This is a genomic window from Nocardia bhagyanarayanae, from assembly GCF_006716565.1.
Lineage (GTDB): Bacteria > Actinomycetota > Actinomycetes > Mycobacteriales > Mycobacteriaceae > Nocardia > Nocardia bhagyanarayanae.
On sequence record NZ_VFPG01000001.1, the window covers coordinates 3561685 to 3588673 of the forward strand.

Consider the following 26989-nt stretch of genomic DNA (forward strand, 5'->3'; position numbering starts at 1 on the left):
GCTGGGAGGAAGTTGACGTCACTCGAGATCAGGAGCGCGATCGGTGTTCGAATCCCTGTCCGACCGGCTTACCGGTGCCCTCAAGGATCTGCGTGGTAAGGGGCGTCTGTCACCGGCCGACATCGACGCCACGTGCCGCGAGATCCGCCTGGCCCTGCTCGAGGCCGACGTCGCGCTGCCCGTGGTGCGCGGTTTCATCGCCAGGATCAAGGAGCGCGCCAAGGGCGCGGAGGTCTCCGCGGCGCTGAATCCGGCCCAGCAGGTCGTCAAGATCGTCAACGAGGAACTGATCGGCATCCTCGGCGGCGAGACCAGGCGGCTGAACCTTGCCAAGACCCCGCCGACGGTGATCATGCTCGCCGGTCTACAGGGCTCCGGTAAGACCACCCTGGCGGGCAAGCTCGCCAAGTGGCTGAAGGGTCAGGGCCACCAGCCGCTGCTTGTGGCCTGTGACCTCCAGCGCCCCGGCGCGGTCACCCAGCTCCAGGTGGTCGGCGAGCGCGCGGGCGCGCCGGTGTTCGCCCCGCATCCCGGCACCTCGATCGGCGGTGGCGACAACCCGCTCGGCATCTCCGCCGCCGACCCCATCGAGGTCGCGCGCGCCGGTGTCGCCGAAGCGCGCGCCAAGCAGTACGACGTGGTCATCGTCGACACCGCCGGTCGCCTCGGCATCGACGAGGAACTGATGCGCCAGGCCGCCGGCATCCGCGACGCGGTGCAGCCGGACGAGACGCTGTTCGTGCTCGACGCCATGATCGGTCAGGACGCCGTCAACACGGCCGAGGCCTTCCGCGACGGCGTCGGCTTCACCGGCGTCGTGCTCACCAAGCTCGACGGCGACGCGCGCGGTGGCGCGGCCCTCTCGGTCCGCAACGTCACGGGCGAGCCGATCATGTTCGCCTCCAGCGGCGAGAAGCTGGAGGACTTCGACGTCTTCCACCCGGATCGCATGGCCAGCCGCATTCTCGGCATGGGCGATGTGCTCACCCTCATCGAGCAGGCCGAGCAGGTCTACGACGCGCAGCAGGCCGAGGAGGCCGCGCGCAAGATCGGCAGCGGCGAGCTCACCCTCGAGGACTTCCTCGAGCAGATGCTGGCCATCCGCAAGATGGGCCCGATCGGCAACCTGCTCGGCATGCTGCCCGGCGCGGGCCAGATGAAGGACGTGCTCGCCCAGGTCGACGACAAGCAGCTGGACCGGGTGCAGGCCATCATCCGCGGCATGACGCCCGCCGAGCGGGACAACCCCAAGATCATCAACGCCTCCCGCCGCCTGCGCATCGCCAACGGCTCCGGCGTGTCGGTCTCCGAGGTCAACCAGCTCGTCGACCGCTTCTTCGAGGCCAAGAAGATGATGGCCATGATGGGCCGTCAGATGGGTCTGCCGGGCTCGCGCCGCGGTGGCGGCAAGAAGGGTAAGAAGGGCAAGAAGGGCGGTCGCGGGCCGACGCCGCCGAAGGTGCGCGGCGGTCTGCCCGGCATGGGCATGCCGGGGATGCCCCAAATGCCCGCCGGAATGCCGGACCTGTCGAACATGCCCGCGGGTCTCAACGAATTGCCGCCCGGGCTCGACGGTTTCGACCTTTCCAAGCTCAAGTTCCCGAAGAAGTAGGCGGGACACGACCGTGAAGTGCCGCTGGGGCGCACCGTCCCGACGGTGAGCTGCCGCGGCCGCCCAAGTGCGGCTGCGGAGCGGTCGGTGAGTGCGGTCGCGGCCAGGTACGTTGAGGGGCAGCCGAGGACATCCAGGAGGTTGCCGTGCATCTACGCGGCGTGGTTCTACCGGACGACGAGGTGCGCGACCTCTGGGTGCGCGACGGGCTGGTGTCCTTCGAGCCAGTGCCGGGCGCCGAAACCCTATGCGCCGCAGGGTGGATCGTGCCGGGGCTGGTGGACGCGCACTGCCACGTCGGCATCCGCTACGGCGGCGGCAACGAGACCCGTGAAGGCGCGATCGCCCAAGCGGTGACCGAGCGCGACGCGGGCGCGCTGCTGCTGCGCGACGCCGGTTCGCCGATCGATACGCGCTTCGTCGACGAGCACGAGGAACTACCGAAGATCATCCGCGCGGGCCGGCACATCGCGCGGCCCAAGCGCTACATCCGCGAGCTCGGCATCGAACTCGACGACGAGCGCGACCTCCCGGAGATCGTGGCCGAGCAGGCGCGTTTCGGGGACGGCTGGGTGAAGATCGTCGGCGACTGGATCGACCGCTCCGTCGGCGACCTGCGTCCGCTGTGGAGCGACGCCATTCTGAAAGAGGCCATCGACGCCGCGCACGCCAACGGCGCCAGGGTGACCGCACACGTGTTCGGCGAGGACGCGCTGCCCGGGCTGATCAACGCGGGCATCGACTGCATCGAACACGGCACCGGCCTCACCGACGAGACCATCGAGATGATGGTCGAGCACGGCACCGCACTGGTCCCGACGATGATCAACATCGACACCTTCCCGTCCATCGCCGACGGTGCGGGCAAATTCCCCGTCTACGCCGCCCACATGCGCGACCTGCACCGCCGCGTGCGCCAGACGGTCGCCGCCGCGCACGACGCGGGCGTGCCCATCTACACCGGCACCGACGCGGGCGGCTCCATCCGGCACGGCCGCATCGCCGACGAGATCATCGCGCTGACCGGCGCGGGCCTGTCCGCGCACGACGCGCTCGGCGCCGCCTCCTGGAACGCGCGCGGCTGGCTCGATCGGCCCGGCATCGAGCACGGCGCGCCCGCCGACCTCGTCGTCTACCGGGAAGATCCCCGCGTCGCACCGGCAACCCTCAGCGCTCCGGAATTCGTCGTCCTGCGCGGCCGCGTCCACCGCGCCGCCGATCCGGTCACCGGTCACCGCTGACAGCGATTGTGTCCGGGCGGGCGGCGACGCCGACTCCGATGAATCCGGCGTCCTCGGCCCGTCGGTACTGGGGACGGCGTTTCGAACGAGGGAGGACAGCCGATGCGAGATCTGGTGGTGACGGAGAACATCACGCTCGACGGGGTGATCGATGCGACGGAGGGGTGGTTCACGGTCGGCAACGACGCGGTGGACGATCAGTCCGACATCCTCGCCGAACTCATGGCACACACCGCCGCCTGCGACGCGGTGCTGTTCGGGCGCGTCACCTTCGAGGACATGCGCGGTTACTGGCCGCAGCAAACCGACGACCGGACCGGCATCACCGACGACCTGAACCAGATGGCGAAATACGTGGTGTCGCGCTCGATGGACGATCCGGGATGGCAGAACTCGACGGTGCTGCGCGGCCTGGACGAGGTGCGCGCACTGAAGGAGCGGCCGGGCAAGGACATCGTCTGCACTGGAAGCATCGCGCTGGCGCACCAGCTCATCGAGGCCGGGCTGGTCGACGAGTACCGATTGTTCGTCTACCCGGTCGTGCTCGGCCGCGGCGCGCGGCTGTTCGCCGAGGGCGCGCGGATTCCGGCGCTGCGCCTCATCGAGAGCAAGCCGTTCCGTTCCGGTGTGGTGCTGCTGCGCTATCGCCCCGCCTGATCGACGCGGTCGCCGAGCCCCTGGTGATCGAGGTCGCGAGGCGATTTCGGGCGGAGCGCACGGGTCTGGCAGAATGGACCACCGTCCTTCCGGACAGTGTCAGCCCGTCTCCGGTTACGTACCGCGCGGCGGTCACACACTTCAAGCGCGAAACCGGGCTCGCAGACCGTGCGGGTCGCTGAATCGCGCCGTGACCAACTACCTGAAAGAGGCAGATCAGCATGGCTGTTCGCATCAAGCTCACCCGCATGGGCAAGATCCGCAACCCGCAGTACCGCGTCGTCGTCGCGGACGCCCGCACCCGTCGTGACGGCCGGGCCATCGAGTCCATCGGCAAGTACCACCCGAAGGAAGAGCCGTCGCTGATCGAGATCGACTCGGAGCGCGTGCAGTACTGGCTGGGCGTCGGCGCGCAGCCGACCGAGCCGGTGCAGCGCCTCCTGGAGATCACCGGTGACTGGCAGAAGTTCAAGGGCCTGCCGGGCGCCGAGGGCACGCTGAAGGTGAAGCCGGCCAAGCCGTCCAAGCTGGACCTGTTCAACGCCGCGCTGGCCGCCGCCGAGAACGAGCCGGTCGCCGAGGCCGTCACCCCGAAGAAGAAGGCCAAGAAGGAAGAGGCCGAGGGCGAGGCCGCGACCGAGGCTGCCGAGTAATGAGTGCTGTCGTGGCCGATGCTGTCGAGCACTTGGTGCGCGGCATCGTCGCCAATCCCGATGACGTCCGCGTCGAGCTGATCACCGGCCGCCGCGGGCGCACCGTCGAGGTGCACGTCCACCCCGAGGACCTGGGCAAGGTGATCGGCCGTGGCGGACGCACCGCGACCGCGCTGCGCACCCTCGTCGCGGGCATCGGCGGCCGGGGCATCCGGGTCGACGTGGTCGACACCGATCAGTAGATGGAACTCGTCGTAGGGCGGGTCGCCAAGTCGCACGGTGTGCGCGGCGAGCTCGTCGTCGAGGTCCGCACCGACGAACCCGAAGAGCGTTTCGCGGTGGGCGCCACCCTGCGTGGTCGCCTGCCGCGCTCGTCGGAGGTTCGCGACTTCACCGTGGAGTCGGCCCGCGAGCACTCGGGCCGGCTCCTCGTGTTTCTCGCCGGGATCGCCGACCGCACCGCCGCCGACGCGCTGCGCGGCACGCTGTTCGTCGTGGACAGCGAAGATCTGCCGCCCTCGGACGATCCGGACGAGTTCTACGACCACGAGCTGGAGGGGCTGACCGTCCAGCTCACCGACGGCTCGGTCGTCGGCACGGTCACCGAGGTGCTGCATTCGGCGGCGGGAGAACTGCTTTCGGTGCGCGCCGCCGACGACGGCAGGGAGATCCTGATCCCGTTCGTCACGGCGATCGTGCCCACGGTGTCGCTGGCCGACGGGCTGGTGGTCATCGATCCGCCCGAGGGCCTGCTCGATCCCGAGTGATGAGCACGACGCGCGCCGCCGCGACCGGGCGCGGGAATCCCGGTGGAACGAAGGGGCTGGGATGAGGCTCGACGTCATCACGATCTTTCCGGAGTATCTGGAGCCGCTGCGCACGGCGCTGCTCGGCAAGGCCATCGACAAGGGATTGATCTCCGTCGAGGTGCACGACCTGCGGCGCTGGACGCACGACGTGCACAAGTCGGTCGACGATTCGCCGTACGGCGGCGGGCCGGGCATGGTCATGAAGCCGACCGTGTGGGGCGACGCGCTGGACGAGGTGTGCCCGGACGACGCACTGCTGGTGGTGCCCACCCCGGCGGGCGTCCCGTTCACCCAGGCCACCGCGCAGCGCTGGGCCACCGAACAGCACTTGGTCTTCGCCTGCGGGCGCTACGAGGGCATCGATCAGCGCGTGTTCGACGACGCCGCGCGGCGGGTGCGCGTCGAAGAGGTCAGCATCGGCGACTACGTTCTCATCGGCGGCGAGGCCGCGGTGCTGGTGATGACCGAGGCGGTCGTGCGGCTGCTGCCCGGCGTGCTCGGGAATCAGCAGTCCCATCAAGAGGATTCGTTCTCCGACGGCCTGCTCGAAGGCCCGAGCTATACCCGTCCCGTCAGCTGGCGCGGCCTCGACGTGCCGCCGATCCTGCTCTCCGGCGACCACGCGAAAGTCGCCGCCTGGCGCCGCGAACAGTCGCTGGCCCGCACCCGCGAACGCCGCCCGGACCTGCTGCCGCCGGAGTGAGCGATCCGGCGGCCGAATTCCCAAGGACGCCAACGTCCTCCGGGTTGCCGGCCGACCGGATGATCGAAGGTGTCGTTCAGTCGGGCAACTGTGCCGTCGTGATGCAGAACGGATGCCCGGCCGGATCCAGCAGGACCCGCCAACGGTCGCCAGGCTGGGTCGGCGCGGGCACCGCACCCAATGCGAGCGCGCGTTGCTCGCACGCGTCCAGGTCGTCGTCGGCCGCCAAATCCAAGTGCACGATCGAGCTGCCGGGCCACACCGGCGGCTTGTAGTCCGCGATCCGCTGCGCGATGACCGCTAGACCGGACGGGATGCGGATCGCCGCGCTGCGCTCCTTGCTCCACAGCGTGTGCCCGCCGAGCAGATCGAGGTAGAACCGCGCGAGCGCATCGGGGTCGGCGCAGTCCAGGGACAATCCCGCGATACGGAAAGGCTCTGTCACGCAAGGGAGTGTAGGGCGGGCCACATCGCCGCCCCGACCCGGGAGCCCTCCAATGCCCGCCGCAATCCCTTGGCGGCCGGGCGAATTGACCCGGGCACGCCGAAGATCGAAGAGGCGCGGGGTAGTTCGCTATCGAGCCGGTATGACAGCGATGCTGCCGTTCGCCCCGGGGACCATCAGCCCCCAGGGCGCCACGCTCGGCGGTTCCGAATGATCCAGTGCCATGGTCAGAATCGGCGTCTCGCCACGCACACTGCTTTTCGGGCCCGCGACCAGGGTGCGTTCGCCGGTGCGCAGATCGTAGGCGAGCAGCGAGATCTCGGAATAGTGGTCGAGACGTTTGCGCATGGAGGCCAGCGTGACGTTGCTACTGGTAGCCGAGTAGGGGATGACTTCCTCGTCGCGCTCGAGTGCGGTGGTCCAGCGCACCGTGCCGTCCAGCTCTTCCAGCCGCATCGCGGTGTTGTCGGCGAGCGTGGTGCTGTCCATCACGAGCGCGGAGCGGTCCGGGCGTGGCAGGCGATAGCGCCCTTTGTCGTCGCCGCGCCGGGCGATCGGCTCACCGGTGCGGAGGTCCACGATCTCGCGCTCCGCGCCCGACAGGATCGAGGCCGTGCTGGTCGTCTCCAGCGCCAGCGTGTCGCGGCCGGCCAGTCGCCGCTGCCAGAGGACGGCGCCCGTTTCCGGAGACAAGGTGCCGACGATCTGGTCGATCGGGGTGCCGTCCGGTTCAGTCCGGGTTCCGCACCGGAAGATCACGACATCGCGGATCCACAGCAGTGTCAGGAAGTCCTTCGGTAGCGGGACCGCGCATCCGAGGGCGGCGGCGTCCACCGCCCACCGGAGCGCCCTGGTCCGCGGGTTGTGGAAGACGAACCGATCGTCGACAGCATCGCCTTCGTACCATTCCTCCGCCGAGGTGGACCACAGCTCCTCGCCGGACTCCGCGTCGTAGGCGACCAGGCCGGGTACGTCCTGCCAACCCACCAGCAGGACATCGCGGAAGGGCACCGTCTTCGTACGCTTGGCGTCCGGTCGCGTACCAGGTCGGCGCAGGGTCCAGCGCCGGTCACCGGTGCGCGGATCGATGCCGACCACCGCGTCACCGATGATCGCGTAGATCCCCGACTGGGTGACCGCGATTTCCTCGTACGGGCCGATCTCGAGCCGGACGATGCCCTCCAGGTCGAGAATCGGGGCGTCCGATGGTGCGATCGCCGGGGGCGTCTCGGGATCGCAGGACGTCAGTCCGGCCGTCAGTGCGATCGCGACGAGTACTCGCGCCACCACACTCGAACGTCGTCGATCACTCATCCGCGGCTCCTCCCCGAAAGCAACCCCATGATCATGGCACGCCGCGCACCGACGGTCCGTGGTGGATGAGGGAGGCCCGGACCGGCTCAGGGGAGGAGGCCGAGGCGGCGGGCGGTGACGACGGCCTCGTGGCGGGTGCGCGCGTCCAGTTTGATCATGGCGTTGCGCAGGTAGCTCTTCACCGTTTCCGCGCCGAGCGAGAGGCGTTGCGCCGCTTCCTGATTGGTGCAGCCGAGCGCGATCTCGGCGAGCACGTCCAATTCCCGGCGGGACAGGCGCGGCGCGTCGGGAGCGGGTTCGCCGGTGAGGACGCGGCCGAGGCGGTCGCAGATTCCGTGCAGCCGGGCGCGCAATCGCTCGTCGGTGGCCGTGCGGGCCAGGCCGCGCAGTTCGGCGCCGATGTCCCGCAGTTCCTCGGTCACGACGGGCGCGGTGTCCGGGGTCGGCGTCGTCATCTCCAGCAGCCGGAGCCGCCGGTCGACTTCGTCGCGGATCGCGAACTCGGTGGCCAGTCGTTTGCCCGCCTGCACCATCAGATCGGCGGTCCGGTCGCCGAGCGGGCTCGCGCCGCGCGTCGCGGCGTAGAGCACCGCGCGCGACCGATCGTCGACGACCACCGGCACCGCGAGCACCGAGCGGATGCCCTCGCCCGAGACCGGAGCGTCGTAGTGGTGGGTGATGGAGGCGGCATTGCGGTAGTCCGCCACCGACGCCGGCCTGCGCATATCCATGACCCGGCCGCCGAGGCCCGAACTGCGCAGCACGGTGAGGCCGCGCAGCCCGTTGGTCATCGTCCCGACGAACTCGGTGAGCAGCAACGCATCCTCGTGCACCTCGCCACCGAATACGACGGGGACGCCCGCCCGGTGCGCCACCCAGCGGATCTCGGCGCGCAGCGCGTCCGCGTCGCGGGGGCGCAGCAGGGAAGTGGTGGTCAAACGACTCACCCCTTTTCGGGGGTAGTGACGAACGTGATGCAACCCACATCCTAGGGGACACGAGGGTGGCGTGGATCACCGACGAGGAGAGGCGAGATGAGCACGGACCTGGACGCGCGGGTGCGCGAGCTGCTGGAGTGTTACGACGGACCGGAGGCGTGTGCGGCCGAACTGCTGTGCGACCGCCATCCGGCGGACCGCGTCGCGTTCACGGTGGTGGACGCCGACCTGAGCGCCACCGACCTCACCTACGGCGAACTGCGCGAGCGTTCGGCGCGTTTCGCCGCGGCGCTGGCCGGACTCGGTGTCGGGCGCGGCGATCGCGTCGCGACCCTGATGGGCAAGTCCGCGGATCTGATCGTGGCGCTGCTCGGCATCTGGCGTCGCGGCGCGGTGCACGTTCCGCTGTTCACCGCGTTCGCGCCGCCCGCCATCGCGTTCCGCTTGACGGCCAGCCGCGCCGCGCTCGTGGTCGCGGACGCCGATCAGGCCGCGAAGCTGGCTCCCGGCGACGACATTCCGGCCGACGCGTCGTGGCGGCTGGTCGTCGCGGGATCCGCCGAGAAAGTCGGACCCGACACGTTGCGTTTCGCCGACCTGCTCGACGCGTACACCGCCGACGACCCGCGCGCCGCCGCCGTCGCGATCGGCGGTGACGGGCTGCTCGTCCAGCTGTTCACCAGCGGCACCACCGGCACCCCGAAGGGCGTGCCGATCCCGCTGCGCGCGCTGGCGTCCTTCCACGCGTATCAGGAGTTCGCGCTGGACGTCCGGCCCGACGACGTCTATTGGAACGCCGCCGATCCGGGGTGGGCCTACGGGCTCTACTACGCGATCCTGAGCCCGCTCGCGTCGGGCACCCGCAGCCTGCTGCTGCACGCGGGCTTCTCCGCGTCGCTCACCTGGCGGGTCATGGAGCGCTTCGGGGTCACCAACTTCGCCGCGGCGCCCACCGTCTACCGCGCCCTGCGCGCCGAAGACACCGCGCCGCCAACGGGTTTCGCGCTGCGTCGCGCGTCCTCCGCGGGCGAACCGCTCACCCCCGAGGTCGTCGCCTGGTCGGCGCGGAACCTGGGCGTCGCCGTCCGGGATCACTACGGGCAGACCGAGCACGGCATGGTCGTCTGCAACGCCTGGCACGACGAGCTCAGCGCCGCGGCCCCGCTCGGCTCCATGGGCAAGCAGCTGCCCGGCTGGACCTGCGCCGTGCTCGCCGAGGACGCCGACGTCGAGGCCGCGCCCGGCGAACTCGGCCGGGTGGCGATCGACACCGAGCGCAGCCCACTGCTGTGGTTCCTGGGCTATCTCGACGCCCCGGAGCGCACCGCGCAGCGCTACACCGCCGACGGTCGTTGGTATCTCACCGGCGACGCCGGATCCCGCGACGCCGACGGGTTCTTCCACTTCTCCGCCCGCGACGACGACGTGATCATCATGGCGGGCTACCGCATCGGTCCGTTCGAGGTGGAGAGCGTGCTGGTGCTGCACGATCAGGTCGCCGAGGCCGCGGTGGTGGGTCTGCCGGACGAACTGCGCGGCGAAGTGCTGGAGGCATTCGTGGTATTGCGCAATGGATCCGCGGGCAGCGCCGAATTGGCCGCCGAGCTACAGCGACTGGTGAAAGAGAAATTCGCGGCGCACGCCTATCCGCGCCGGGTGCATTTCGTGACGAGCCTGCCGAAGACGCCCAGCGGCAAGGTGCAGCGTTTCGTGCTGCGGCAGCAGGGAGGCGCGCGATGATTCCCGCGCTGCCGAGCTACGCCTCGGGCACCTCGGACGCGCCGCTGCTCGGCGACACCATCGGCGCCAACCTGGACCGCACGGCGGCGGCGCATCCGGATCGGGAAGCCTTGGTGGACTTGCCGACCGGACGCCGCTGGACCTACCGCGAGCTCGTCGCGGCGGTGGACGCGATAGCGTCCGGTCTCGCCGCCCGCGGTCTCGCCAAGGGCGATCGCGTCGGCATCTGGGCGCCCAACTGCGCGGAGTGGTTCCTCGTGCAGTACGCCACCGCCAAGCTGGGCGCGATCCTGGTCAACATCAATCCGGCCTACCGCACCAGCGAACTCGGATACGTGCTGCGCCAGGCCGGGGTTCGGATGCTCGTCGCCGCGCCGGAGTTCAAGACCTCGGACTATGTCGCGATGATCGAAGAAGTCCGGCCCGAATGTCCCGGCCTCGACCAGGTTCTGATCCTCGGCGGCGCGGACTGGGCCGCGGTGGCCGACGCGCCGGTCGACGCCGAGCGGCTGGCCGCCGTCGCGCAGGCGCTGTCGGCGGACGATCCGATCAACATCCAGTACACCTCGGGCACAACGGGTTTCCCGAAGGGCGCCACGCTCAGTCATCACAACATCCTCAACAACGGCTACTTCGTCGGTGAGCTGTGCGGATACACCGAGCAGGACCGGATCTGCGTGCCGGTGCCCTTCTACCACTGCTTCGGCATGGTGATGGGCAACTTGGCGGCCACCAGTCACGGTGCGGCGGTGGTGATTCCGGCGCCGTCCTTCGATCCGGCCGCCACCCTGGACGCGGTCGTCCGTGAGCGCTGCACTTCCCTCTACGGCGTACCGACGATGTTCATCGCGGTGCTCGCCGAGCTGGACGCGGTCCTCGAAAAGACGGGCGAGACACCGGATCTGTCGACATTGCGCACCGGCATCATGGCGGGTTCGCCGTGTCCGGTGGAGGTGATGAAGCGGGTCATCGACAGGCTCGGCATGCACGAGGTGTGCATCTGCTACGGCATGACCGAAACGTCTCCGGTCTCCACCCAGACCCGCCGCGACGACGACCTCGATCGCCGGACGGCGACCGTCGGTCGCGTCGGCCCGCATCTCGAGGTCAAGATCGTGGATCCCGCGACGGGTCTGACCGTTCCGCGCGGCGAGCCCGGCGAACTGTGCACCCGCGGCTATTCGGTGATGCTCGGTTACTGGGATCAGCCGGACAAGACCGCCGAGGCCATCGACGCCGCCCGCTGGATGCACACCGGCGACATCGGCGTGATGGACGCCGATGGATACATCGCCGTGACGGGCCGGATCAAGGACATGGTCATCCGCGGCGGCGAAAACATCTACCCCCGCGAGATCGAGGAGTTCCTCTACACCCACCCGGACATCCTGGACGCCCAGGTGATCGGTGTGCCCGACGCGAAGTACGGCGAGGAACTGATGGCCTGGATCCGCATGCGCGAGGGCGCCACGCCACTGGACGCCGAGGCCCTGCGCGCCTTCTGCACCGGCAAACTCGCCCACTTCAAGATCCCGCGCTACGTCCACTTGGTCGACGAATTCCCGATGACGGTCACGGGCAAGATCCGCAAGGCCGAGATGCGCGAGATAGCAAAGGAACTGCTCGGCTAGCCCGAGCCGAGCCACCCATCCCCGGAGGACGGGCTCGCCGAACCGCGAGCCCTTCCTTCGGGCCTGATGGGCGCGGCCGGATGTTGTCCGTCGCCAACCCGCGCACGGCCGGAGCGAATACGGAGATCCCCTTACCGAGGCGACAACTGATTTCGCAAGATCCGGGTAACTCACCGGGTACGCCCAAAACCCGAGCGGCTCCCGACCGCCGGCCCGGCACGAAACTCCCACGGCTCTGACGACCGGCCTTGGTCGCGGAGAGGCGGGCCAGCGTACGCCCAAAACCCGAGCGGCTCCCGACCGTCGGCCCGGTGCGAATCTCCCGCGGCTCTGACGACCGGCCTTGGTCGCGGAGAGGCGGGCCAGCGTACGCCCAAAACCCGAGCGGCTCCCGACCGTCGGCCCGGCACGAAACTCCCACGGCTCTGACGACCGGCCTTGGTCGCGGAGAGGCGGGCCAGCGTACGCCCAAAACCTGAGCGGCTCACAACCGCCGGCCCGGTGCGAATCTCCCGCGGCACTCACGACCGGCCTAGAACGCGGAGAGGCGGGGGAGCTAGTGTTGCGGGTCGTGACGACAGCGCCCGAGATCGCCAGTTCAGAGCCGAACAGCACCGACACGACCGCCGCCGCACCGACAGGCGCCCCGCTGGCCAGCGTGGGCAGGCGTATCGCCGAGGAACTCGGTGTGCGCGAGAGCCAGGTCCGCGCCGCGGTGGAACTGCTGGACGCGGGTTCGACCGTGCCGTTCATCGCGCGTTACCGCAAGGAAGTGACCGGCGGGCTGGACGACGCTCAGCTGCGCCAGCTCGACGAGCGGCTGTCCTACCTGCGCGAACTCGACGAGCGCCGTGGCGCGATCATCGAATCCATCCGCGGCCAAGGCAAACTCGACGACGCGCTGCTCGGGCAGCTGATGCTCGCCGAGACCAAGGCCCGCTTGGAGGACATCTACCTGCCGTTCAAGCCGAAGCGGCGCACGAAGGCGCAGATCGCGCGCGAGGCCGGCCACGAGCCGGTGGCCGACGCGCTGATCGGCGATCCGGCCACCGATCCCGGCCAGTACACCGCCGAGCAGCTCGACGGCGCCCGCGCCATTCTGGTCGAGCGGTTCGCCGAGGACGCGGACTTGGTGGGCGAGCTGCGCGAGCTGATGTGGAACCGGGGCCAGATCAGCTCGACGGTGCGGCCGGGCAAGGAGGAGGCGGGCGCGAAGTTCGCCGACTACTTCGAGTTCAGCGAGCCGTTCCACAAGCTGCCCTCGCACCGCGTGCTCGCGCTATTGCGCGGTGAGAAAGAGGACGTGCTCACCCTGCACCTCGAGCCGGACACCGAAGAGCCCGAACCAGGTGAGCGCAGCGTCTACGAAGGTCGCATCGCGGTGCGGTTCGGCATCGCCGACAAGGGCCGCCCCGCCGATTCCTGGCTGCTGGACACGGTGCGCTGGGCGTGGCGCACCAAGCTCCAGGTCAGCCTCGGCATCGACATCCGCATGCGGTTGCGCCAGGCCGCGGAGAAGGACGCGGTCGACGTGTTCGCCGCCAACCTGCGCGATCTTCTGCTGGCCGCGCCCGCGGGCACCCGCACCACGATGGGCCTGGACCCGGGCTACCGCACCGGTGTGAAGGTCGCGGTCGTCGACGCCACCGGCAAGGTCGTCGCCACCGAGGTCATCTACCCGCACAAGCCGCAGGGGCAGACGGAGAAGTCGCTCGCGGTGCTCGGCGCGCTGGTCGCGCGGTTCGGCGTCGAACTCATCGCGATCGGCAACGGCACCGCCTCGCGCGAGACCGACGCCCTTGCCGCCGAGCTGATCTCGCGCATCCCGGAGAACAAGCCGACCAAGATCGTGGTCTCGGAGGCGGGTGCGTCGGTGTACTCCGCCTCCGCTTACGCCTCCCAGGAACTGCCGGACATGGACGTCTCGCTGCGCGGCGCGGTCTCCATCGCGCGCCGCCTGCAGGATCCGCTGGCCGAGCTGGTGAAGATCGACCCGAAGTCGATCGGCGTCGGCCAGTACCAGCACGACGTCTCCGAGACGCTGCTGGCCCGCTCGCTGGGCGCGGTGGTCGAGGACGCGGTGAACGCGGTCGGCGTCGACGTGAACACCGCCTCGGTGCCGCTGCTGTCCCGGGTCTCGGGCATCGCGTCGTCGGTGGCGGAGAGCATTGTGGCGCACCGTGATCAGCACGGTCCGTTCCGCAGCCGCACCGCACTGCTGGACGTGCCTCGGCTCGGCCCGAAGGCGTTCGAACAGTGCGCGGGCTTCTTGCGCATCCGAGGCGGCGACGACCCGCTCGACACCTCCGCGGTGCACCCCGAGGCATACCCGGTGGTCCGGCGCATCCTGGAATCCACCGGCCGCGGGATGTCCGAGCTGATCGGCAACACCACCGTGCTGCGCGCGCTGCGGCCCGCCGAGTTCACCGACGAGAAGTTCGGTGTCCCGACCGTCACCGACATCATCAGCGAGCTGGAGAAGCCCGGCCGCGACCCGCGCCCGGAATTCAAGACCGCCGAGTTCGCCGCAGGTGTCGAGAAGGTCGCCGACCTGAAGCCGGGCATGGTGCTCGAGGGCGTGGTCACCAATGTCGCGGCGTTCGGCGCGTTCGTCGACGTCGGCGTGCACCAGGACGGTCTGGTGCACGTGTCGGCCATGTCGCACACCTTCGTCAAGGATCCGCGCGAGGTGGTGAAGTCCGGCGACGTGGTGAAGGTGAAGGTGCTCGAGGTCGACGTCGCCCGTCAGCGCATCGGACTTTCGCTGCGTCTGGACGACGAGCCCGGCGCCCCCGCGAAGAACGAGCGCGGCGGCAACCGCGGCCAGGGCGGCGGACGTCAGGGCGGCGACGGCAGGCAGCGGCAGAATGGTCAAGGGCGGCAGCAGCAGGGCCGCGGTCAGGGCAATCAGCGGCGCAACGCCCCCGCGCCGAGCGGTTCCATGGCCGACGCGCTGCGCCGGGCCGGTTTCGGACAGTAGGCGCCAGCGCGGGGCGGAGGGATGTAGGCGGCCATGCGACGGTGGCTCGAAGACGATGTGATCGCGCAAGGCCGCCTACCCCTGCTGTGCTTCCTCTTCGGCTTCATCATCGGGTTCCTGTTCATCCGGCTCAGCGTCCGGATGATCAGGGCGAAGGTGCGCTGGTGGCCGGGCAACCTTCGAGCGGGCACCGTGCACATCCACCACATGGTGTTCGGCGTGATCCTGGTGCTCGGCTCCGGACTCGGCCTGGTCGCCGTCTTCGAGGACGGCAGCAGTGTCACCGCGGGCGCGTTGTCGGCGGCCTTCGGCGTCGGCGCCGCGCTGGTCCTCGACGAGTTCGCGCTGATCTACTACCTGCGCGACGTGTACTGGGAGGAACAGGGCCGCACCTCGGTGGACGCCGTGTTCGTCGCGCTCGCGGTGACCGGGCTGCTGCTGCTCGGCTTCCATCCGCTGTCGCTGTTGGAGATCAACGACTTTCGCGCGTCCATCGGCACCGGCGCGCGGATCGTGGCGACCGTGTTCGCGCTCGTGAACCTGATGCTCGCCGCGATCGTCATCGCCAAAGGCAAGATCTGGACCGGCCTGTTCGGCATGTTCTTCCCGCCGCTGCTCGTGGTCGGCGCGCTGCGCCTGAGCAGGCCGGGCGCGCCGTGGGCCCGGTGGCGCTACGCCGACCGGCGGCGGCTGAGGTACCGGGCGATCGTGCGGGAACGCCGGTATCGCAGGCCGGTCATCCGGGCGAAGATCTTCGTGCAGGACCTGGTCGCCGGCAAGCCCGATGTCGAGCATGTGCGCACGGCGGCGGAGGCGGAGCTGACCAGGACGGTGGTGCCCGCGCCGCCCGCCCCGCACCGGCACCACCACCTGCCGTGGGCGGCCGAGCACGACGAGGAGCACTGACCCGCGTTCATCGACGGTCGTCGGCCTGGACCAGGTCGAGGCGGGCGAGACGTTCGGGATCGGACAGGATGTCGATCTCGGCGATCCGGCCGTCCGTCACGGTGAAGCTCATCACCGACATCGGCTTGCCTCCGGCCGTATTGAGCAGTCCGGCAACGCCGTTGACCAGGGCCGGCTGGGTGTCGTAGAGGTTGGCCATCCGGTGGAACGTGTCGAGCATCGCCGCCACCCGCGCCGCGCCGCGCACCACGCGCAGGCCGCCGGGCACCGTCGCGCCGCCGTCGGCGTGCAGCACCACGTCGGGATCGAGGATCGCCAGCAGCGCGTCGAAGTCACCGCCCCGCGCCGCGCTCAGAAAGGCGTCGACGACGCGGCGCTGGCGGGGCAGGTCGGGGTCCGGCACCGGCGCCCGGCCGCGCACCCGGTTGCGCGCGCGGCTGGCCAGCATCTTGGCCGCGGCGGGTGACTTGCCGACGATCGGCGCGATCTGATCGAACGGCATCGCGAACATGTCGTGCAGCACGAACGCCAGCCGCTCGGCCGGATTCAGCGACTCCAGCACCACCAGCAGCGCCATACCGACCGAATCGGCCAGCAGCGCTTGGCCTTCCGGATCGGTGCCGTCCTCCGTGCTGACGACCGGATCCGGCAGACGCTCCGCCATCGGCTCCTCCCGGCGGGAAGTGCGCGCCCGCAGCATGTCGAGGCAGATCCGGCCGACGACGGTGGTCAGCCAGCCCGCCAGGTTGTCGATCTCGGCGGCGTCGGCCTTGGCCAGCCGCAGCCACGCCTCCTGGACCGCGTCGTCGGCCTCGGCGACCGAGCCCAGCATGCGATAGGCCACCGCGGTCAGATGCGGCCGGTGGCCTTCGAAGCGCCCCGCCAGAAAATCGTGGTCGTTCACGTCGTGTCCTCTCCGTCGACTTACTGACGAAGCGCGGTCGCCAGACGTAACAGCGTTCCCCTTCGCGTGCGCTACGTCACACTCGTTACCTTTCCGCGCTCCGCTCCGTCATCCAGTCGAACAGCGAGGAGGCGGTGCGCGATGAGCGCGTCGCCGACCGGAGGAACGAGGAGGCCGAAACATGACGACAGCAACAGCGATTCCCGCGGAATTCACGACGATCCCGAACGAAGACGGTGTCTCGCACCGCGGATCCCGCGCGAGGATGATCGCCTTCGGTGGCACTACCGCCCTGCTGATGACCGAATCGGTGATCGGCGCGTATTGGGATCTCGCGCGAATTCCTTATGTGCAGGACACTTTCGAACGTCTCGAATACCCGCTCTATTTCGCGACCATCATCGGCGCCGCCAAGGTCGCCGCCGTTGGCGCGGTGCTGGCGCCAGGCACCCCGCGATTGAAGGAATGGGCTTACGCCGGACTGGCTTTCGTCTACGGCGGCGCCGCCCTCTCGCACCTGGCCGCCGGTGACCCAGCGGCCGCGGCGATTTCCCCGCTGGTCTTCCTCGGGCTCACCGTCGCGTCCTGGGCGCTGCGTCCGCCCGCCCGGCGCGATCCGAAACCGCTGCCGCAAGCGTGGGCCGCGCTGCGCCGTTCCCGCCGCGCCTAGCAATTCTTCGATCGAAACAACAGACAGGAGAAGAGAAATGACACTGGAGAATCTCCGCGGCATCGTTCGCGGCCGCGTCTTCTTGCCCGGTGACGAGGAATTCGACGGTGCCGCGCGGGCGTGGAATCTCACCGTGCGCCAATCCGTGGCCGCGGTGGTCGAGATCGCCGATGCCGAGGACGCCGGGGCGCTGGTCCGCCACGCGAGCACTACGGGTCTGACGGTCGCCACCCAGCCGACCGGCCACGGCGCGTCCGGAAACGGTGACGGCGTCATCCTGGTCCGCACCGCGCGCCTCGACGGCATCGAGGTGCACGCCGACGAGCGGTGGGCGCGCGTCGGCGCGGGCGCGACTTGGGGGCAGGTGCAATCCGCCGTCGCCGCTTACGGACTGACCGGACTGGCGGGCAGCAACCCGGTCGTCGGCGTCACCGGCTACACCCTCGGCGGCGGCTTGAGCTGGTTCGGCAGGAAGTTCGGCTGGGCCAGCGACGACGTGCGCGCGTTCGAGATCGTCGACGCCGAGGGCCGTGCCGCGCGCGTCACCGCCGCGTCCGACCCGGAACTGTTCTGGGCGTTGCGCGGCGGCGGCGGTGATTACGCGCTGGTGACCGCGCTCGAATTCGACCTGCACCCCGCGCCCGCGTTCTACGGTGGTCGCGTGATGTGGCCGGGCACCGCTACCCGCGCCGTCTTCGAGGCGTTCACCGAGCTCACCGAGCGGGCTCCCGACGAGCTGTCGCTGTGGTACCACCGCTTGCAATTCCCCGACGCCCCACCGATGGTCGCGCTCGACGTCGCCTACCTCGGTGACGCCGAGGCGGCCAGGGAGCTGCTCGCCGGAGTCGACGCGATCGGCGGCGCGGTCGCCGACAAGCGCGGCGAGCTGGCGGTGGCGAACCTCGGCGACATCACCGCCGAACCCACCGATCCAAGCCCGGCGCTGTCCCGCGCCGAGCTGTTGACCGATCTCGACGACGCGGTGGCGAAGGTCCTGCTCGACGACCCGCTCGCGCCGCTGGTGAACCTTCAGATCCGCCACCTCGGCGGCGCGCTCGCCGCGACCGGGCCGCGGCCGGGCGCTCGCGGCGCGGTGCGCGAGCCGTACCTGCTGTACCTGCTCGGCCTGGGTCTGCCGCACCTCGCCGAGGCGGTGACCGCCGAACAGCGGCGGATCGTCGGCGCGCTGGACGGCCATCTCGGTGCGGGCAAGCCGTACACGTTCCTGACGCCAGGGGAGCGCGCGTCGGCGGCCTTCGACGCGTCGACGGCGGACAGGTTGGCCGACATCAAGCGGGCCCGTGATCCGCGGGGTGTCTTCCGCGCGAACTACCCGGTGCTCGGATGAGCGCGGACGTCGAGACGACGGTCGTGCACGGCACCGTCGCGGCGGGATTCGAGGCGGTCCGGGCGGAATTCGCCGCGGTGGTCGCCGAGGAGAACGGCGAATCCGGTGCGCAGCTGGCCGGATTCGTGCACGGCAGGAAGGTGGTCGATCTCTGGGCCGGGCCCGAGGTCACCGGCGAGACGCTGACCGGCCTGCACTCCACCACGAAGGGCGCCGCGACGCTGGTCGTCGCGCTGCTCGTGCAGGACGGGGTGCTCGAGCTTGACCGGACCGTCGCCCACTACTGGCCCGACTTCGCGGCGGCCGGCAAGTCGGCGATCACGCTGCGGCAGGTGCTGACCCACCGTGCCGGGCTGATCGGGATCGACGGCGGCTTCACGGTGGCGCAGCTGGCCGACGACCGGATCGTCGCGGAACTGATCGTTCAGCAGCATCCGCACTTCCGGCCGGGCGCGGCCCAGGGGTACGGCGGATTCGTCACCTTCGCCATCCTCGGGGAGGTCGTGCGACGCCTGGTCGGCCGTTCCATCCAGGAGCTTTTCGAGGAACGGATCAGGGCGCCCTACGAGCTGGATCTCTATCTCGGTCTGCCCGAGGCGCAGGACGGACGCTTCCGCGAGATCCTCCCGTGGCTGGCCACCCCGGACATGGAGGCGGCCTTCGCCGCGAATTCGCCGAGTCCACACGGCATCGCGGGCATCTCGTACAACCTCGCCGCCACACCGGCGTTCACACCGATGGATGTGATGCTGTTGCCGAACAGCCGCGAGGTGCGGTCGCGCGGGCCGGCTTCGGCCGGTGGTGTCGGAAGCGCGCGGGGTGTGGCGAGCATGTACGCCGCCGCCATCTCGGAGCTGAACGGCCGCCCTCCGCTGCTGCATCCGGACACCCTCGCCGAGTTCACGGCGATCCACGCCCCTGGACCCGATCTGGTGCGCGGTGACGCCGCGTTCGCCCTCGGTTTCGAGGCGAAAGGGCTGTCGTACCCGTTCCTCGGTGCGCGGGCTTTCGGTCACACCGGTTCGGCGGGATCGGACGGCTTCGCCGATCCGCGGTCGGGCGTCGCGTACGGATACACTCGCCGCCGTGCCGCCTTCGCCTTCACCGCGGCGGAGAACCACCGGTTGGCGGCGGCGCTGCACTGGGCCGCGATGGAACTGGATCACTGAGGGAAGCGCAGCCTCGACCCGACGGACCCGATTTTCGGCGTGGCCCCCTGGTCTGGCACAATGCACAGGTTGCCCTGGGTGCATGTCGACCCCGGGAGCATCCCTTAATTCGGAGCATGAACCGGTCGAGCACGCACCGTGCCGCCAGGGTCCTCTGTTCGCGCGAACTCCAGAAGGATGGAAATGAACACCCTTGACTTCGTCGACGAAAAGTCGCTGCGCAGCGATGTCCCCGACTTCCGTCCGGGTGACACCCTCAATGTGCACGTGAAGGTCATCGAAGGCTCGAAGGAGCGCATCCAGGTCTTCAAGGGCGTCGTGATCCGTCGCCAGGGCGGTGGCATCCGCGAGACCTTCACCGTGCGCAAGGTGTCGTTCGGTGTCGGCGTGGAGCGCACCTTCCCGGTGCACAGCCCCAACATCGACCACATCGACGTCGTGACCCGCGGTGACGTCCGCCGGGCGAAGCTGTACTACCTGCGCGACCTGCGCGGTAAGGCAGCCAAGATCAAGGAAAAGCGCTGAGCGCTTCGCCCTGACCCGGCACGAGTGATCTTCACTGGCCCGGCACCGGACGCGAGTCATGGTGCCGGGCTAGTCTGTTCCGCGTGGCAGACGAAAGTGGGTCGGTGTCGGTGTCCGGATCGGACGACGAGGGGGGACGCCGCAGGAGGCGGCAGGCGAAGAAGCCGAAGAAGCAGCGCCCGTTCTGGCAGGAGCTGCCGGTCCTCATCGTGATCGCGGCCGTCATCGCCGCGCTGATGGTCAGCTTCGTCGGGCGGCCGTACGTGATCCCGTCCCAGTCGATGGAGGAGACCCTCCAGATCGGCGACCGCATCTACGTGCAGAAGGTCAGCTACTACGGCAGCGACCCGCAACCCGGTGACGTGGTGGTCTTCGTCGGACCGCCCTCCTGGAACACCCGCTACCAGTCGATCCGCTCGGACAACGCGGTCGTGCGCGGCGTGCAGAATTTCTTCTCCTTCTTCGGCCTCGTGCCGCCCGACGAGAACGACCTGGTCAAGCGCGTCATCGCGGTCGGCGGCCAGACCGTGCAGTGCTGCGACGCGCAGGGCAGGGTCATGGTGGACGGCAAACCCCTCGACGAGCCCTACGTCGAGAACGACTACCGCTGGCTGCCCGGCCAGCAGAACCCGACCTATCCCGCGGGCCGCGTGTTCGGTCCGGTGAAGGTTCCGGAGGGGCACCTGTGGGTGATGGGCGACAACCGCAACCAGTCCGCGGACTCCCGCGCCCACGTCGGCGACGAATTGCAGGGCACCGTTCCCATCGACAACGTGCGCGGCAAGGCCGTCATGAAGATCTGGCCGCCGAATCGGATGGGGCTCATCCGTTCCCAGGACCCGCAGCCGAACTGATCGGCGCGGCCGCAGGATAATTGGACGGTGGGGCAGGCCGGAGCAGTGGGTAACCGAATGACGGCAAGCAACGGGTGGCCGCCGCGCGTGGTGATGCGCAAAGCGGGCGGCTTGCGCACGCTGGAGGCGGCGCTGATCCGCAGCGGGCTCGGCCCGGTGGCGGGCGTGGACGAGGCCGGTCGCGGCCCGTGCGCCGGACCGCTGGTCGTGGCGGCCTGCCTGCTGGCCCCGAAGGCCTACGACAAGCTCGCGGGCCTGGACGACTCCAAGAAGCTCACCGAAGCCACCCGCGAGGAGCTGTATCCGGTCATCACGCGGCTGGCGCTGGCCTGGAAGGTCGTGGTGATCCCGGCGTGGGAGATCGACTCGATCGGCATTCACGTGGCCAATATCGAAGGGATGCGCCGCGCTGTCGCGGGCCTTGGGCACACTCCTGGCTATGTGTTGACCGATGGGTTCCGCGTCCCTGGTATTCCGGTGCCTTCGCTGCCCGTGGTCGGTGGTGATGCTGCGGCGGCATGCATCGCGGCGGCCAGCATTCTCGCCAAGGTGACCCGCGATCGCATCATGGTGGAGATGGATCAGCGATTCCCCGGCTACGGTTTCGCCGCGCACAAGGGCTACAACACGCCCGAACACACCGCCGCGCTGAACGAACTCGGTCCGTGCAGCGAACACCGGCGATCGTGGCGCAATGTGCGCGAGACGGCGGGGTTGCGGCCGCTCGACCCGGCCGTCGAGTACGCCGACGCGGTGCTCGCCGACGGACTCGAGGACAGCCGAGTGGCTACCGATGCCGCCCATGCGAGATGATGTGGAGAGACGACCAGACGGTGTGAGCGTCAGGCCAGCAGGCGGTAGCGCGAGGTAACCACGCAGGCCACGCGAACGCCGCCGATACGATGCAGTGCCGCGAGAAGGAGGACGTCCCACCCGATGAGTGCCGAGGACCTCGAGAAGTACGAAACCGAGATGGAGCTCTCGCTGTATCGCGAGTACAAGGACATCGTCGGTCAGTTCTCGTACGTGGTGGAGACCGAGCGCCGCTTCTACCTGGCCAACTCCGTGGAGCTGCGTCCGCAGAACGCCGACGGTGAGGTGTACTTCGAGGTACGCATGAGCGACGCGTGGGTGTGGGATATGTACCGGCCCGCCCGCTTCGTCAAGCACGTCCGGGTCATCACCTTCAAGGACGTCAACATCGAGGAGTTGGAGAAGCCGGACCTGCGGCTTCCCGAGTAACCGCGCCCCGCGGATGCGCCGGCGGAGGGCGAGGCCCCTCCGTTCGGCCGTGCGCGGGTCGGCGCTGCACGGTCCGTGCAGCGCCACTACCACGGCGTCCTGACAGCTTGGTTCGCTTCGGAATCCGCGGCGGCGTGTTGTCCACACCGGCGCCGTAGTCCACAGGGCGGGCATCGCCCCAGGTCACCGCGAGCGGACCGCGGCGCGCTGCGGTCACGATCGTCGGGTGGCAGACAAACAGGCGCTCGGCGCATACGGGGAAGAGCTGGCGGCACGGTTCCTGCAGGACGCGGGCATGGAGATCGTCGTGCGCAACTGGCGTTGCCGGTACGGCGAACTCGATCTCGTCGCGCGTGACTCCGAGACCACCGCGTTCGTCGAGGTGAAGACCCGCCGCGGACTCGGCTTCGGCACGCCCGCCGAGGCCGTCACCTTCACCAAGCGGCAGCGCATCCGGCGGCTCGCACTGCTCTGGCTTGCCGAACAGGACGGCCCGTGGCGGCGGATCCGCTTCGACGTGATCTCGGTTATGATCCAGCCCGGCCACAACCCGGTGATCGACCATCTCGAGGCGGTCTTCTGATGGCGCTCGGGCGCGCCCACTCCGTCGCGGTGGCCGGCGTGGACGGGCAGTTGGTCGAGATCGAGGCCGATATCGGTCAGGGGCTGCCGTCGGTGCATTTGGTCGGCCTGCCCGACACCGCGCTCTCCGAATCGCGCGACCGGGTCCGCTCGGCGGTGGCCAATTCGGGGGAGAAGTGGCCGGACGGCCGCGTGATCCTCGCCTTGTCGCCGGCGACCCTGCCCAAGATCGGCAGCGTCTACGACCTGGCACTGGCGGTATCGGTACTGGACGCGGCGGGCGCGGTGCCCTCGGAGCGGCTGGCCAAGACCGTGCTGCTCGGCGAGCTCGCACTGGACGGGCGGGTGCGCCGGGTGCGCGGCATCCTGCCCGCGGTGATCACCGCGCGCAACGCGGGCTGGTCGACGGTGGTGGTGCCCGAATGCGCCATGGCGGAAGCGGGACTGGTGGAAGACATCGAGGTATTCGGCGCGCCGAGCCTGCGTGCCGTGGTGGCCTGGCTGCGCGGTGAGGGGGCGCTGCCGGAGCCGAGTGGCGAACTGCCCGACGCGGCGCGGTCCTACGGCGATCTCAGCGAGGTGGTCGGTCAGGACGAGGCACGCTGGGCGCTCGAGGTGGCCGCGGCGGGCGGCCACCACCTGTTGCTCACCGGGCCGCCGGGCATCGGCAAAACCATGCTGGCGCAACGTCTTCCCGGTCTGCTGCCGCCGCTGTCGGAGGCGGAGGCGCTGGAGGTGACGGCGATCCACTCGGTGGCGGGCGCGTTGTCCGGCGATCATCCGCTCATCACCGTGCCGCCGTTCGTAGCGCCGCACCACTCCACCTCGGTCACGGCGATGATCGGCGGAGGCTCGGGCTCGGCGCGTCCCGGCGCGGTGAGTCGCGCCCACCGAGGCGTGCTCTTCCTCGACGAATGCGCCGAGATCGGCGTCAAGGTCCTCGAAGCGATGCGAACTCCATTGGAGGAAGGCGAAGTTCGCATCGCCCGCCGCGACGGGGTCGCGCGCTACCCGGCCCGCTTCCAGCTGGTCCTGGCCGCGAACCCTTGCCCGTGCGCGCCCGCCCGCGATGTGGACTGCATCTGCGCACCCCTGGCTCGCCGCCGCTACCTCGGCAAACTATCCGGGCCGCTGATGGACCGCATCGATATCTGGGTGCAGATGCACGGCCAGTCGGGCGCGACGTTCAGCTCCGACGCCGCCGAGAGCAGCGCTGTGGTTCGCGAGCGCGTCGCGGCGGCCAGGAAGGCGGCGCTGCACCGCTGGCGCGAGCACGGCTGGCTCACCAACGCGGAGGTCCCTGGACACGCACTGCGCCAACGTTTCCGGCTGCCCCGCGAATCCGTCGCCCCGGTCGAGGCGGCGTTGCGCATGGGACGCATGTCCGCAAGGGGCGCCGACCGCGCCATCCGCGTCGCCTGGACGGTCTGCGATCTGCGCGGGGCCGATGTGCCCAGCGCGCAGGACGTCATGTTGGCGCTGAACTTCCGCCAGCGGGGTGCGCAGTGAACGCGCGGTGGGGCAAGGGTTTCGGTGCAGAGGTGTCGCGGCGGCTGACGAAGGTGCTGCGCGGTCGCCGGGCAAAAAGGGCTGCGTCGGCTCGACGGCGGGCGACGGGGCATGGCCGTGCGGCGGCGATGTGCTCGCAGGGCAACGGTCGCGGCGGGGTCGCACGATGACCGGCGCGCGCCGAGCGGTGCGGATAGCTGAGCAGAACGAGTGTGGAGCGGAGCTCGATGTCGCGGGTTGCGCCGAAAGCGGGAGTGGTCGGCGAGCGTCTGTTGCGGTGGCGAGCGGTGCTGGGAAGGCGGACGAGCGGAGGTTGGCTTGGGTGTACCTCTCGCGGGTCGTGGAAGGGCCCTGTGCGGCGTTGTCCGCGTTGATCGAGTCGGTCGGGGTCGTGGAGGCCGCGCGGGCGGTGCGGGAGTGCGAGTTGCCGGAGTCGCTGCGCGGACCGACCAGGCGGCGGCGCGAGATCGATTCGGCGGCGGACGATTTGGAGCTCATCGAGCGGATCGGTGGCCGGGTGGTGACGCCCGACGACCCGGAGTGGCCCGCGTGGCGGCTGCTGGGGCTGAGCCAACTCGAGGCGGGGCGGGATCCGGACGGCGCGGTCCCGCTGGTGCTCTGGGTGCGCGGGCCGCGCTCGCTACTGGAGTCGAGCGAGCGGGCGTTGGCGGTGGTCGGATCGCGGTGCAGCACGGGCTACGGCAATCGGGTCACCGGCGAGATCGCGGGGGACCTGGCCGCCCAGGGCTGGACGATCGTGTCCGGCGCGGCTTTCGGTGTCGACGCGATGGCGCACCGAGCGGCGCTGGCGGTCGACGGGCCGACCATCGCGGTGCTGGCGTGCGGCGTGGACCGCCCGTATCCGGCCCAGCACGAGCGGCTGCTCGCCGAGATCGCGGACGTCGGCTTGGTGGTCAGTGAGTACCCACCGGGCACCGTTGCCAGGAAGCACCACTTCCTGGCCCGCAACCGCCTGATCGCCGCGTTTGCCGACGGTGTGCTGGTGACCGAGGCGGGTCTGCGCAGCGGCGCGCGCAACACCGTGAAATGGGCGCGGCGATTGGGCCGCCCTGCCCTGGCGATCCCCGGACCGGTCACCTCGGCGGCCTCGACGGGCTGCCATCGGATGATCCGTGACGGCGAAGCCCTGCTCGTCACCCGCACCGAGGAAGTGATCGACGAGGCGGGACCGCTGCGCCTGTCGCTGCCCGGTAGCGCGGGCACCGTTCCGGACACCCCCGAGCACCTCACCGGGGACGAGGCGGCCGTCTTCGCCGCCCTCCCCGCCATCGGCTCCCGCCTGCCGCACGAACTGACCGGCCACTGCCCGCTCTCCCTACCCGCGATCCGCGCCGCCTTGGTCGCACTCGAGATCGCGGGGTTGGTCGGCCTCGACGAAACCGGTTGGCACCGCAAGGCACTCAGGAAGTCAGGAGGACGCTAGGGATGATCTGCCCAAGTTCTCGATTTGCCGCCGGACCCGTAGTGACGACGTGCATGGCGGTCGTCAGGGCGACACTCGGCATCGTTCGTCATCCGCGGTCCTCCCTGCGACGTACGGCACGTCGAGACGTACAGCCCGGCGCGGTTTCTTGCCAACGGCTGCGCAGCGGGCGACGGTGGTGGGGTGGAAGAGTTGCCGGAGGACCTGGACGCGCTGTTGACGGAGTACGGCCGACACCTGCGGCTCGGCCGCAACCGCTCGGCGCACACCGTGCGCGCCTACCTCGGCGATGCGCGGTCGCTGCTGGCGCACCTGTACGCCCGCTCCCCGGATTCGGCGGTCCGGGAGCTGGACCTGACGCTGCTGCGGTCGTGGCTCGCCGCGCAGTCGGCGAACGGCGCGGCCCGCACGACGATGGCGCGGCGTGCGTCCTCGGCGCGCACGTTCACCGGATGGCTCACCAAGACCGGCAGGCTGGAAGTGGATCCCGGCCTGCGGCTCGGCTCGCCCAAGGCGCACCGGACGCTGCCCGCGGTGCTGGGCAGGCAGCAGGCGGTGGAGGCCATGGACGCGGCGGAATCCGGTGCGGCGCAGCACGATCCGATGGCGCTGCGGGACCGGCTGATCGTCGAGCTGCTGTATTCGACCGGAATCCGGGTGAGCGAACTCTGCGGTCTGGACGTCGACGACGTGGACCGGGAGCGGCACCTGGTCCGGGTGCTCGGCAAGGGGAACAAGGAGCGCTCGGTGCCGTTCGGCGCACCCGCCGACCGCGCGGTGGGGGAGTGGCTGCGCTACGGCCGCCCCGCGCTCGCGACCGCCGAATCGGGGCGCGCGCTGCTGCTCGGCAGGCGCGGCAGACGGCTCGACCAGCGGCAGGCCAGGACCGTGGTGCACGAGGTCGTCTCGGCGATCCCCGGCGCTCCGGACATCGGTCCGCACGGCCTCCGCCACAGCGCGGCCACCCATCTGCTGGAGGGCGGCGCGGACCTGCGTGTGGTGCAGGAGGTGCTCGGCCACGCCAGCATGGCCACCACCCAGCTCTACACGCACGTCTCCATCGAACGTCTGAAGAAGGTCCACGACCAGGCCCACCCTCGCGCGTGAGCCACC

Annotated in this window: 26 protein-coding genes; 22 read left to right on the forward strand and 4 right to left on the reverse strand. The window is 70.0% G+C overall.

From position 1 onward, the window contains the following. Nucleotides 1-43: 43 nt before the first annotated feature. The 7 genes from ffh to trmD all read left to right on the forward strand — a co-directional run bounded on the left by ffh (nucleotide 44) and on the right by trmD (nucleotide 5675). Nucleotides 44-1612: a signal recognition particle protein gene (gene ffh, locus FB390_RS15040; RefSeq protein WP_141809506.1), complete on the forward strand. Its 1569-nt coding sequence runs from the start codon at nucleotides 44-46 to the stop codon at nucleotides 1610-1612. 146 nt (nucleotides 1613-1758) lie between these two features. Further along, nucleotides 1759-2853, forward strand: a complete 1095-nt coding sequence (locus FB390_RS15045; protein WP_141809507.1) for an amidohydrolase family protein — start codon at nucleotides 1759-1761, stop codon at nucleotides 2851-2853. 102 nt (nucleotides 2854-2955) lie between these two features. Further along, nucleotides 2956-3510 (forward strand): dihydrofolate reductase family protein, encoded by a 555-nt coding sequence (locus FB390_RS15050; protein ID WP_141809508.1) that lies wholly within the window; start codon nucleotides 2956-2958, stop codon nucleotides 3508-3510. 221 nt (nucleotides 3511-3731) lie between these two features. Beyond that, entirely contained in the window at nucleotides 3732-4163 is a 432-nt protein-coding gene (gene rpsP, locus FB390_RS15055; RefSeq protein ID WP_067782140.1) for a 30S ribosomal protein S16, read from the forward strand. After that, nucleotides 4163-4405 (forward strand): RNA-binding protein, encoded by a 243-nt coding sequence (locus FB390_RS15060; RefSeq protein WP_067782143.1) that lies wholly within the window; start codon nucleotides 4163-4165, stop codon nucleotides 4403-4405. The genes rpsP and FB390_RS15060 overlap by 1 nt, the downstream gene beginning before the upstream one ends. Beyond that, entirely contained in the window at nucleotides 4406-4930 is a 525-nt protein-coding gene (gene rimM / locus FB390_RS15065) for a ribosome maturation factor RimM (RefSeq protein ID WP_141809509.1), read from the forward strand. A 61-nt stretch (nucleotides 4931-4991) separates the two neighbouring features. Continuing rightward, a complete protein-coding gene (trmD, locus tag FB390_RS15070; RefSeq protein WP_141809510.1) occupies nucleotides 4992-5675 on the forward strand; it encodes a tRNA (guanosine(37)-N1)-methyltransferase TrmD in 684 nt (227 codons plus the stop codon). Between the two features lie 76 nt (nucleotides 5676-5751). Here the strand turns inward: trmD and FB390_RS15075 are convergent, their stop codons facing one another. The 3 genes from FB390_RS15075 to FB390_RS15085 form a co-directional block, all read right to left on the reverse strand. Continuing rightward, nucleotides 5752-6120 carry a VOC family protein gene (locus tag FB390_RS15075; RefSeq protein WP_141809511.1) on the reverse strand — a complete coding sequence of 123 codons (369 nt, stop codon included), beginning with the start codon at nucleotides 6118-6120 and terminating at the stop codon, nucleotides 5752-5754. Nucleotides 6121-6249: 129 nt separating this feature from the next. Then, nucleotides 6250-7434: an outer membrane protein assembly factor BamB family protein gene (locus FB390_RS15080; protein ID WP_141809512.1), complete on the reverse strand. Its 1185-nt coding sequence runs from the start codon at nucleotides 7432-7434 to the stop codon at nucleotides 6250-6252. Between the two features lie 86 nt (nucleotides 7435-7520). After that, a complete protein-coding gene (locus FB390_RS15085) occupies nucleotides 7521-8372 on the reverse strand; it encodes a helix-turn-helix transcriptional regulator (RefSeq protein WP_141809513.1) in 852 nt (283 codons plus the stop codon). 96 nt (nucleotides 8373-8468) lie between these two features. Between FB390_RS15085 and FB390_RS15090 the strand changes: the two genes are divergently transcribed. From FB390_RS15090 to FB390_RS15105, 4 genes are all read left to right on the forward strand, one after another. Next, entirely contained in the window at nucleotides 8469-10112 is a 1644-nt protein-coding gene (locus FB390_RS15090) for an AMP-binding protein (RefSeq protein ID WP_141809514.1), read from the forward strand. After that, a complete protein-coding gene (locus FB390_RS15095; RefSeq protein ID WP_141809515.1) occupies nucleotides 10109-11743 on the forward strand; it encodes an AMP-binding protein in 1635 nt (544 codons plus the stop codon). The genes FB390_RS15090 and FB390_RS15095 overlap by 4 nt, the downstream gene beginning before the upstream one ends. Nucleotides 11744-12332: 589 nt before the next feature. Further along, nucleotides 12333-14723, forward strand: coding sequence for a Tex family protein (locus FB390_RS15100; RefSeq protein ID WP_185757245.1), 2391 nt, complete (start codon nucleotides 12333-12335; stop codon nucleotides 14721-14723). Nucleotides 14724-14756: 33 nt separating this feature from the next. Beyond that, a complete protein-coding gene (locus FB390_RS15105) occupies nucleotides 14757-15629 on the forward strand; it encodes a hypothetical protein (RefSeq protein WP_141809516.1) in 873 nt (290 codons plus the stop codon). A 7-nt stretch (nucleotides 15630-15636) separates the two neighbouring features. Here FB390_RS15105 and sigJ read toward each other — a convergent pair whose 3' ends face one another. Next, nucleotides 15637-16533: an RNA polymerase sigma factor SigJ gene (gene sigJ / locus FB390_RS15110; protein WP_141809517.1), complete on the reverse strand. Its 897-nt coding sequence runs from the start codon at nucleotides 16531-16533 to the stop codon at nucleotides 15637-15639. Between the two features lie 181 nt (nucleotides 16534-16714). On the opposite strand from sigJ, the gene FB390_RS15115 reads away from it, so the two are divergent. The 11 genes from FB390_RS15115 to FB390_RS15165 all read left to right on the forward strand — a co-directional run bounded on the left by FB390_RS15115 (nucleotide 16715) and on the right by FB390_RS15165 (nucleotide 26983). Next, on the forward strand, nucleotides 16715-17203 hold the full coding sequence (locus FB390_RS15115; RefSeq protein ID WP_246124032.1) for a DoxX family protein: 489 nt from the start codon (nucleotides 16715-16717) through the stop codon (nucleotides 17201-17203). A gap of 37 nt (nucleotides 17204-17240) precedes the next feature. Next, nucleotides 17241-18551: an FAD-binding oxidoreductase gene (locus FB390_RS15120; RefSeq protein WP_141809518.1), complete on the forward strand. Its 1311-nt coding sequence runs from the start codon at nucleotides 17241-17243 to the stop codon at nucleotides 18549-18551. Continuing rightward, complete coding sequence (locus tag FB390_RS15125) at nucleotides 18548-19720, forward strand: serine hydrolase domain-containing protein (RefSeq protein WP_141809519.1); 1173 nt, start codon at nucleotides 18548-18550, stop codon at nucleotides 19718-19720. Before FB390_RS15120 ends, FB390_RS15125 begins: the two co-directional genes overlap by 4 nt. 183 nt (nucleotides 19721-19903) lie before the next feature. Next, nucleotides 19904-20245, forward strand: a complete 342-nt coding sequence (gene rplS / locus FB390_RS15130; RefSeq protein ID WP_011210681.1) for a 50S ribosomal protein L19 — start codon at nucleotides 19904-19906, stop codon at nucleotides 20243-20245. Nucleotides 20246-20328: 83 nt separating this feature from the next. After that, the gene (gene lepB / locus FB390_RS15135; RefSeq protein ID WP_425465867.1) at nucleotides 20329-21099 is read left to right on the forward strand and encodes a signal peptidase I; all 771 of its coding nucleotides are present in this window, start codon (nucleotides 20329-20331) and stop codon (nucleotides 21097-21099) included. 57 nt (nucleotides 21100-21156) lie between these two features. Then, the gene (locus FB390_RS15140) at nucleotides 21157-21912 is read left to right on the forward strand and encodes a ribonuclease HII (protein ID WP_141809520.1); all 756 of its coding nucleotides are present in this window, start codon (nucleotides 21157-21159) and stop codon (nucleotides 21910-21912) included. 123 nt (nucleotides 21913-22035) lie between these two features. Next, complete coding sequence (locus FB390_RS15145; RefSeq protein ID WP_011210678.1) at nucleotides 22036-22341, forward strand: DUF2469 domain-containing protein; 306 nt, start codon at nucleotides 22036-22038, stop codon at nucleotides 22339-22341. A 226-nt stretch (nucleotides 22342-22567) separates the two neighbouring features. After that, on the forward strand, nucleotides 22568-22924 hold the full coding sequence (locus FB390_RS15150; protein ID WP_141809521.1) for a YraN family protein: 357 nt from the start codon (nucleotides 22568-22570) through the stop codon (nucleotides 22922-22924). Continuing rightward, nucleotides 22924-24432 carry a YifB family Mg chelatase-like AAA ATPase gene (locus tag FB390_RS15155; protein WP_141809522.1) on the forward strand — a complete coding sequence of 503 codons (1509 nt, stop codon included), beginning with the start codon at nucleotides 22924-22926 and terminating at the stop codon, nucleotides 24430-24432. Before FB390_RS15150 ends, FB390_RS15155 begins: the two co-directional genes overlap by 1 nt. A gap of 313 nt (nucleotides 24433-24745) precedes the next feature. Then, nucleotides 24746-25876: a DNA-processing protein DprA gene (dprA, locus tag FB390_RS15160; RefSeq protein WP_246124033.1), complete on the forward strand. Its 1131-nt coding sequence runs from the start codon at nucleotides 24746-24748 to the stop codon at nucleotides 25874-25876. 183 nt (nucleotides 25877-26059) lie between these two features. After that, nucleotides 26060-26983, forward strand: coding sequence for a tyrosine recombinase XerC (locus FB390_RS15165; RefSeq protein WP_185757037.1), 924 nt, complete (start codon nucleotides 26060-26062; stop codon nucleotides 26981-26983). Nucleotides 26984-26989: the final 6 nt, after the last annotated feature.

Excerpts from the sequence above, each read along its gene's own strand:
- FB390_RS15125 (WP_141809519.1), top strand. The coding sequence starts at position 18,548 with ATGAGCGCGGACGTCGAGACGACGGTCGTGCACGGCACCGTCGCGGCG.
- FB390_RS15120 (WP_141809518.1), top strand. The coding sequence starts at position 17,241 with ATGACACTGGAGAATCTCCGCGGCATCGTTCGCGGCCGCGTCTTCTTG.
- FB390_RS15105 (WP_141809516.1), top strand. The coding sequence starts at position 14,757 with ATGCGACGGTGGCTCGAAGACGATGTGATCGCGCAAGGCCGCCTACCC.
- trmD (WP_141809510.1), top strand. The coding sequence starts at position 4,992 with ATGAGGCTCGACGTCATCACGATCTTTCCGGAGTATCTGGAGCCGCTG.
- rimM (WP_141809509.1), top strand. The coding sequence starts at position 4,406 with ATGGAACTCGTCGTAGGGCGGGTCGCCAAGTCGCACGGTGTGCGCGGC.
- FB390_RS15080 (WP_141809512.1), bottom strand. The coding sequence starts at position 7,434 with ATGAGTGATCGACGACGTTCGAGTGTGGTGGCGCGAGTACTCGTCGCG.
- FB390_RS15145 (WP_011210678.1), top strand. The coding sequence starts at position 22,036 with ATGAGTGCCGAGGACCTCGAGAAGTACGAAACCGAGATGGAGCTCTCG.
- rpsP (WP_067782140.1), top strand. The coding sequence starts at position 3,732 with ATGGCTGTTCGCATCAAGCTCACCCGCATGGGCAAGATCCGCAACCCG.
- rplS (WP_011210681.1), top strand. The coding sequence starts at position 19,904 with ATGAACACCCTTGACTTCGTCGACGAAAAGTCGCTGCGCAGCGATGTC.
- FB390_RS15050 (WP_141809508.1), top strand. The coding sequence starts at position 2,956 with ATGCGAGATCTGGTGGTGACGGAGAACATCACGCTCGACGGGGTGATC.
- FB390_RS15115 (WP_246124032.1), top strand. The coding sequence starts at position 16,715 with ATGACGACAGCAACAGCGATTCCCGCGGAATTCACGACGATCCCGAAC.
- FB390_RS15140 (WP_141809520.1), top strand. The coding sequence starts at position 21,157 with ATGACGGCAAGCAACGGGTGGCCGCCGCGCGTGGTGATGCGCAAAGCG.
- FB390_RS15095 (WP_141809515.1), top strand. The coding sequence starts at position 10,109 with ATGATTCCCGCGCTGCCGAGCTACGCCTCGGGCACCTCGGACGCGCCG.
- FB390_RS15155 (WP_141809522.1), top strand. The coding sequence starts at position 22,924 with ATGGCGCTCGGGCGCGCCCACTCCGTCGCGGTGGCCGGCGTGGACGGG.
- FB390_RS15060 (WP_067782143.1), top strand. The coding sequence starts at position 4,163 with ATGAGTGCTGTCGTGGCCGATGCTGTCGAGCACTTGGTGCGCGGCATC.
- FB390_RS15090 (WP_141809514.1), top strand. The coding sequence starts at position 8,469 with ATGAGCACGGACCTGGACGCGCGGGTGCGCGAGCTGCTGGAGTGTTAC.